The sequence below is a fragment of the Kitasatospora putterlickiae genome, assembly GCF_039527695.1.
Lineage (GTDB): Bacteria > Actinomycetota > Actinomycetes > Streptomycetales > Streptomycetaceae > Kitasatospora > Kitasatospora putterlickiae.
Genome location: NZ_BAAAKJ010000236.1, coordinates 5832 through 12551, shown reverse-complemented (window position 1 = coordinate 12551; position 6720 = coordinate 5832). Strand labels below are relative to the sequence as shown.

Below are 6720 nucleotides of genomic sequence, written 5' to 3'. Positions count from 1 at the left end.
ACTACGGCGAGGGGCGCGCGGCGCTGCTCGCCGCCGCCGTGCGCGTGGTCGCCCGGGGAGGCCTGCGCCATCTGACGTACCGCGCCGTGGCGCAGGAGGCCGGCGTCACCCACGGGCTGGTCGTCCACCACTTCGGCTCGCGCGACGCGTTGATCGAGGAGGCGCTGGCGCACGCCATCCGGACCAGCCTGGCGAGCAGCAAGGTCGAGCCCGGCAGCGGCGACGTGGCCGACTTCTCCGCCGGGCTGTCGGCGATGGTCCAGGCGGACCCGGACACCCAGGCGTTCCAGTACGAGCTGCTCCTGGAGGCACGCCGCAAGCCGGAGCTGCTGGCCCAGGTGCGCGGTCTGTACGAGCAGTACTTCGCCGCCGCCGAACGGGAGTTGGACCGGATGCTGCCGGACGGCGCCGGCCGGCCGCTGGCGAGGCTGGTCTTCGCCGCCCTGGACGGGCTGGTGCTGCACCAGCTCACGCTGGGGGAGCGGGACGTCATCGAGGAGGCGCTCGGCGAGCTGCGGACGCTGCTGCGGCTGCTCGGGGCCTCCGCTCCGGCCGACGAACCTTGACCGGCCCTGGGCGACTCCGGCCGGCCCTGGCCCACCCCGACCAACCTCGGCCAACCCTGACGAGTCCCACGGCTCCGGGGCCGGGCCCTCGGGGTGAGGGCTCGGCCCCGCTACAATTTGGCCCCGAACGATCAATTCGCCGCGACCGCGGCCACGGCGACCCGCCGAGCCGCGGAAAGGAGAGGACCTTGCCGGGCCAGCGTTCGATCACGGAGGCCGAGAAGCTCGTCCAGGCCAGGCTCGGCGGCGTCCCCGTCCAGCACGACCAGATGGCGATGGTCGCCAACATCTACCGTGCGGCGTCGGCCGTGCGGCAGCACTTCGAGAACTCGGTGCTGCGCGGCTCCGACCTCACCTGGACGGCGTTCGTGGTGCTCTGGGTGATCTGGATCTGGGGGGAGTCGGAGACCCGCCACGTCGCGGAGGAGGCCGGGATCTCCAAGGGCACCCTCACCGGCGTCTCCCGCACCCTCCAGTCGCGCGGCCTGATCAGCCGCGCCGGCCACCCCTCCGACGGCCGGTTGGTGCTGCTGAGCCTCACCGAGGAGGGCGAGGCTCTGATGCGGCGCCTGTTCCCGGAGTTCAACGCGGAGGAGGCGTTCGTGGCCGCTCCGCTCAGCGCCGAGGAGTGCCGGAGTACGGCCGACGCCCTTCGCCGGGTGGTGGTGCAGGTGGAGACGCACGGCGAGGAACGCCGGCGGAGCCTGCTGGCCGGGGCCGAGCCGGCGCCTCGGCGCAGCGGACGCCGGCCGAAGGCCTGAAAGCGGGCCGCACCGCACCGCACCGGAGCGGCGGCCGCCGGTGGTGCTCGCCCCTTCCTGGGGCGTCAGCGCCGCCCGGCCGCCCGGACGAGTGCGTCGAAGAGGCCCTGATTGGCCGGATCCCGGTCGGCGGTGTCCTCCGGGTGCCACTGGACGGCGGCGAACCAGCCCGCCGCGCCGGGCAGTTCCAGTGCCTCGGGGGTGCCGTCGGCGGCCTCGGCGGTCACCTCGGCGCCGGCCCCGGGCCGGTCGACCCGCTGGTGGTGGTAGCAGGATGCCTCGACCCGCTCCGCCCCCAGCGCTACGGCCACCGTGGAGCCGGGCCGCACGGAGACGGGGTGCACCAGGTGCCGGTGCTCGCGGTCCGCTCCGCCCATGTCCTGGTGCAGCGTGCCGCCCAGCGCCACGTTCACCACCTGGAGCCCCCGGCAGATCGCCAGCAGCGGAAGCCCGGTGCGCAGGGCCCGGCGGGCGACCTCCAGGTCGAATCCGTCCTGGGCGTCGTCGACGTCGTAGACGCTCTCGTGGGCGTCGGCGTGCCCGTAGCGGTGCGGCGCGAGGTCGCCGCCGCCCGGGAGCAGCACCCCGTCGAACCGGTCCAGCCGGGCGGCGACCTCGGCCGGGTCGGCGGTGCCGCCGGGGGCGTACGGGTGGATGGTGGCGGGCTCGCCGCCCGCCCGCCACACCGACTCGATCAGGGCGCGGGCGTTGACCTCCGCCGCGTAGCGCAGTGCCGAGGTCGTGGCGGAGAACCGGGCGGGGATCGCGATCAGCGGCCGGCGGGCGGCCGGCGGCGCGGTCACAGCCGGATCCAGGTGGTCTTGAGCTCCGTGTACTTCTCCAGCGCGTGGGCCGACTTGTCGCGGCCGTTGCCGGACTGCTTCATGCCGCCGAAGGGCACCGTCAGGTCGCCCTCCTCGTAGCAGTTCACCCAGACCGTCCCGGCCCGCAGGGCGCGCGAGACGCGGTGAGCCGTCGCCAGGTCGGAGGTCCACAGGCCGGCGGCCAGGCCGTACTCGGTGTCGTTGGCGAGCGCCACGGCCTCCTCCAGGTCGTCGAAGGCCAGGACGGAGAGCACGGGCCCGAAGATCTCCTCGCGGGCCAGGCGGGAGTCCGGCGCGACCTGGTCGAAGACGGTCGGCTCCAGGAAGCTTCCGCCGCTCGCGGTGAGGGTGCGGGACCCGCCGGTGCGCAGCCTGGCGCCGTCGGCGGGCCCGGCGGCGACGTGCGCCAGGACCCGTTCCAGGTGGCTCTCGCCGACCAGCGCGCCCATCTCGGTGGCGGGGTCGAGCGGGTCGCCGACCCGCAGGGCGCGGGCCCTGGCCACCACGGCCTCGGTGACCCGTTCGGCGATCGAGGCGTGCACCAGCAGGCGGGAGGGGGCGGTGCACATCTCGCCCTGGTTGAAGAAGACGCCCCAGGCCGCGGTGGCCGCCGCGGCGTCCAGGTCGGGGGCGTCCGGGAGGATGATGTTGGGGGACTTGCCGCCGAGTTCCAGCCAGACCCGCTTGAGGTTGGAGTCGGCGGCGTAGCGCAGGAAGTGGCGTCCCACCGCGGTGGATCCGGTGAACGCCAGGACGTCCACGCCGGGGTGCAGGCCCAGCGCGCGGCCGGCGGTCGGGCCGTCGCCGGAGACGACGTTGAGCACCCCGGGCGGCAGGCCCGCCTCGGTGGCCAGCCGGCCCAGCGTCAGCGCGGACAGCGGCGAGGACTCCGAGGGCTTGAGCACCACCGTGCACCCGGCCGCGAGCGCCGGGGCGACCTTCCAGGAGGCCAGGGTGAGCGGGAAGTTCCACGGGACGACCGCGCCGACCACTCCGGCCGGCTCCCGGGTGACCAGGGCGAGGGCGTCGGGGGAGACGTGCGGGGACTCGTCGGTGACCTTGTCGGCGAGCTGCCCGTACCAGCGGAAGGTGTTGATCGCGGCGCGCAGTTCGACGCCGTACGCGTCGCTGATCGGCTTGCCCATCTCCAGGCTCACGGTCAGGGCCAGGTCGGCGCGGTGCTCCTCCAGGAGGTCGGCCAGGCGCAGCAGGACGCGCCCGCGCTCGGCCGGTGCGAGCCGGGGCCAGGGCCCGTGGTCGAAGGCCCGGCGGGCGGCGGCCACGGCGAGGTCGACCTCGGCGGGCGAGGCGTCGGCGACGCGGATGAGCGTCCGGCCGTCGCGGGGGGAGACCACGGCGTAGTCGCCGCCGCTGCCGGGCTCGTCCGCGCCGTCGATGTGGTGCGCGGTGGGCGGCCGCAGTTCGCCGGCGCGGCGCAGCCATTGGGCGTGGGTGACGGCCTCCGGCATCGGGACCTCCGTGGATCTCTGCTGAGTCATTTGAGACCAAACAGTATGAGTCTCACGCGGTGCTCGCAAGGGGGGTATGCGTGCTTTTCCGGTTTCACGACCGGCCCTTGTGGTGCCGGAACGCGGCGTCGTAGGCTCCCCTCGCCGCCATTCGTACGGCTCCAAACGATGAAGCGTGGCGTCCGGGCGCGGCCTGCGCCCGTCGCGCGGGCGGCCCATGGAACCGGAGGACCCCTCGCGTGCGCGCACTCGTCATCCAACACGACCACGTCTCCGGCCCCGGCCTGATCGGGGAGTGCCTCGCCGGGCACGGCTACGACCTGGACGCCGTCACCGTCGTCCCGGCCGAGCGGTACCGTGCTCCGGCGGTCGACTTCGCCTTCCCCGACCCCGCCGGCTACGACCTGATCGTTCCGCTCGGAGCGCCCTGGTCCGTCTACGAGGAGGCGGTCGGCGGTTGGGTCGGCGGAGAGCTGGAACTGTTGCGCCGGGCGCACCTGCTCGGCGTCCCCGTGCTCGGCGTCTGCTTCGGCGCCCAGGCGCTCGCCGCCGCGCTCGGCGGCTCGGTGGAGCGTGCCCCGCACGCCGAACTGGGCTGGATGGACATCGACACGGACGCCCCTGAACTGGTGCCGTCGGGCCCGTGGTTCCAGTCCCACTACGACCGGTTCACCCTGCCGCCCGGCGCCGTGGAACTGGCACGGAGCGCGGCCGGCCCCCAGGCCTACCGGATCGGCCGCTCCCTCGGCGTCCAGTTCCACCCCGAACTCACCGAGGAGATCCTGCGCAGCTGGCTCGACCACGGCCTCGCGGGACAGGCACGGGACCTCGGCCTGGATCCGCGGGAGCTGATGGCCCGCACCCGCGAACTGGCCCAGGAGTCCCGCGACCGGGCCCACGGCCTGGTCGGCGCCTTCCTCGACGTCGCCGCCGGCGTCGACGTCGCGGCCCTCACCGAACGGCAGGGGCTCGGCCGCCACGAGATCACCGACCGCTGGCGCGATTGGTGATCGGGGTGGATCGGCCCCGCGGACGGTCGCGGTTCCGGTCGTGATCCCGGGAAGGGGGGAGCGGCGCGGTCGAGGCGAGTGGGACTTCTAGGATCTTCGGCATGGCAACACGAATCGTGCAGATCAACATGAAGGCCCAGGACGACGCCGCGCTCGGCCGGTTCTGGGCGGAGGCTCTCGGCTGGGGTGTCGACAGCGAGGGCCCCGGCGTGACCAACCTCGAACCGATCGGCTTCGCGTACCCCGATCCCGCGGCGGTCTGCATCGACCTCATCGCCCGTCCGGAACCCAAGACGGTGAAGAACCGGGTGCACGTCGATCTGGCCACCACCTCGACGGCCCATCAGGAGGAGTTGGTCGCACGGCTGAAGGATCTCGGCGCGACGCCCGCCGACGTCGGGCAGGGCGACGTCCCCTGGACGGTGCTGGCCGACCCGGAGGGCAACGAGTTCTGCGTCCTGGAGCCCCGGGAGATCTACCGGGACACCGGGCCGATCGCCGCGGTGGTGGTCGACTGCGCGGACCCGCGGGAGATGGCCCGGTTCTGGGGCGAGGCGACGGACTGGACGGTGCACGAGGTCGCCGACGGCCACGCGCGCCTGCGCTCCGCCCAGGGCGTCGGCCCCTACCTGGAGTTCATCCGCACCCCCGACACCAAGCACGGGTGGAACCGCGTCCACCTGGACGTCGCCCCCTACCGCGGTGACGACCCGGCGGCCGAGGAGGCCAGGCTGCGCGCCCTGGGCGCCTCCGACCCGGGTATCGACCAGTCCGCCATCTCCTGGCGGATCCTGACCGACCCGGAGGGCAACGAGTTCTGCCTCCTCAGCCCGCGCTGACCGGAGGCGACAGCGGCGCGCCGGGTCGGCCTCCGGACACCCCGGACAGCCGGCCCCGCGTCCGGAGCCGGCTGTCCCTCAGGCGGGCGGTGGAAGGCCCGGCGGTCGGTCAGACCTCCAGGTCCGCCTCGATCCTGGTGAGCTGGTGGCGGGCCATCGCCAGGTTGGCGCGGCCCTTGTCCAGCGCCAGGTAGAGGAACAGGCCCTTGCCGCTGATGTGGGTGAGCGGGCGGATCAGGTGGTACTGGCTGGTGAGGGTGATGAGGATGTCCTCGATCCCGTCGCTGAGGCCCAGCATGTCCATGGTGCGCATCTTGGCCCGGACCACGTCGGTGTTGCCTGCGGCGGCGACGTTGAGGTCGAGGCCGCCGGGGCCGTCGAGGGTGGCGAGCGCCATGCCGCTGTTGTAGTCGACCAGGGCCGCGCCGATGGCGCCCTCGATCGTGGTCATGGCCTGCTTCAGCGAGCCTGCGGCGTCGGTCATGTCGGTGTCTCCAGTTCGTCGGATGGAATCGGTGGGACGGGGATTCGGTGGGGCGGGGAATCGGTGGGGTTCGGTGACGTGGCCCGGGGTGGTCAGGACTCCCGGGCGTCCTTGGGCGGCGGCGCGTCGTTCAGCAGCGCGGCGATGCGCTGGGCGGAGCGGCGGGCCTCCAGGTGCAGGCGGCCGACGTTCGCGTCCGGGTGGGCGAGGACGGTGAGCACGCAGCCGCCGCCCGCCGCGTAGATGGCGACGTAGCCGTTCGCGCCGCGGACCAGCGACTCGCGGAACTCGCCCTGGCCGGTGCTGTCGGCGAGCCGGTGGGCCAGACCGAGCGAGGCGGCGCTCATCGCCGCCAGTCCCGACGGTTCGGCCCCGTGGGTGTCGTGGGCGATCAGCAGGCCGTCCGCACTGGCGACCAGTCCGCCCGCGAGGTGCGGCACCCGGTGCCTGAGAGCGCGGAGTTCGGCCAGCAGTTCGGTCTCCAAGGCGATCAGTTGTCTCCTTCCGGCACGCTGCTTGAGCGCCCGCCTCACTGTCGTGGGGGTGGGGTCGCGGGCGGAGCGTGGTTCAAAGTCGGGCCTCCAGGAGGGTTCGGACCCGGATCAGCAGCGCGATGTCCGGGACGGCGAGGGGGGACGGGCGAGGAACCGGTGCCGGGCCGGTCGTTTCGTGGGTGAGGGCGGCCAGCGCCGTGCCCGGTACGCGGCTGTGCAGGCCGCCGGGGGTCCTCGGCACCGGTACCCGGTCGGCGGTGCCGTCCGGAACCC

The 6720-nt window shown here is 74.0% G+C and carries 9 protein-coding genes; 4 read left to right on the top strand and 5 right to left on the bottom strand.

Features of this window, described 5'->3' with window-relative positions; genetic code table 11:
* Both ABD308_RS23750 and ABD308_RS23745 read left to right on the top strand, forming a co-directional pair.
* The coding region (locus tag ABD308_RS23750; protein WP_344338374.1) for a TetR/AcrR family transcriptional regulator at nucleotides 1–566 on the top strand (566 nt) is incomplete at its 5' end.
* Between the two features lie 188 nt (nucleotides 567–754).
* Nucleotides 755–1327: a MarR family winged helix-turn-helix transcriptional regulator gene (locus tag ABD308_RS23745; protein WP_344338372.1), complete on the top strand. Its 573-nt coding sequence runs from the start codon at nucleotides 755–757 to the stop codon at nucleotides 1325–1327.
* 65 nt (nucleotides 1328–1392) lie between these two features.
* Here the strand turns inward: ABD308_RS23745 and ABD308_RS23740 are convergent, their stop codons facing one another.
* Nucleotides 1393–2130, bottom strand: a complete 738-nt coding sequence (locus ABD308_RS23740; RefSeq protein WP_344338369.1) for a gamma-glutamyl-gamma-aminobutyrate hydrolase family protein — start codon at nucleotides 2128–2130, stop codon at nucleotides 1393–1395.
* Nucleotides 2127–3620, bottom strand: a complete 1494-nt coding sequence (locus ABD308_RS23735) for an aldehyde dehydrogenase (protein WP_344338391.1) — start codon at nucleotides 3618–3620, stop codon at nucleotides 2127–2129. Before ABD308_RS23735 ends, ABD308_RS23740 begins: the two co-directional genes overlap by 4 nt.
* A 239-nt stretch (nucleotides 3621–3859) precedes the next feature.
* On the opposite strand from ABD308_RS23735, the gene ABD308_RS23730 reads away from it, so the two are divergent.
* Together ABD308_RS23730 and ABD308_RS23725 are read left to right on the top strand one after the other, a co-directional pair.
* Nucleotides 3860–4630, top strand: a complete 771-nt coding sequence (locus ABD308_RS23730) for a type 1 glutamine amidotransferase (protein ID WP_344338368.1) — start codon at nucleotides 3860–3862, stop codon at nucleotides 4628–4630.
* A 101-nt stretch (nucleotides 4631–4731) separates the two neighbouring features.
* Nucleotides 4732–5469 carry a VOC family protein gene (locus tag ABD308_RS23725; protein WP_344338366.1) on the top strand — a complete coding sequence of 246 codons (738 nt, stop codon included), beginning with the start codon at nucleotides 4732–4734 and terminating at the stop codon, nucleotides 5467–5469.
* 109 nt (nucleotides 5470–5578) lie between these two features.
* Here ABD308_RS23725 and ABD308_RS23720 read toward each other — a convergent pair whose 3' ends face one another.
* The 3 genes from ABD308_RS23720 to ABD308_RS23710 form a co-directional block, all read right to left on the bottom strand.
* A complete protein-coding gene (locus tag ABD308_RS23720) occupies nucleotides 5579–5953 on the bottom strand; it encodes a hypothetical protein (RefSeq protein ID WP_344338364.1) in 375 nt (124 codons plus the stop codon).
* A 92-nt stretch (nucleotides 5954–6045) separates the two neighbouring features.
* Nucleotides 6046–6438 carry a roadblock/LC7 domain-containing protein gene (locus ABD308_RS23715; protein ID WP_344338363.1) on the bottom strand — a complete coding sequence of 131 codons (393 nt, stop codon included), beginning with the start codon at nucleotides 6436–6438 and terminating at the stop codon, nucleotides 6046–6048.
* Between the two features lie 82 nt (nucleotides 6439–6520).
* A partial coding sequence (locus tag ABD308_RS23710) for a hypothetical protein (protein WP_344338361.1) occupies nucleotides 6521–6720 on the bottom strand: 200 nt, incomplete at its 5' end.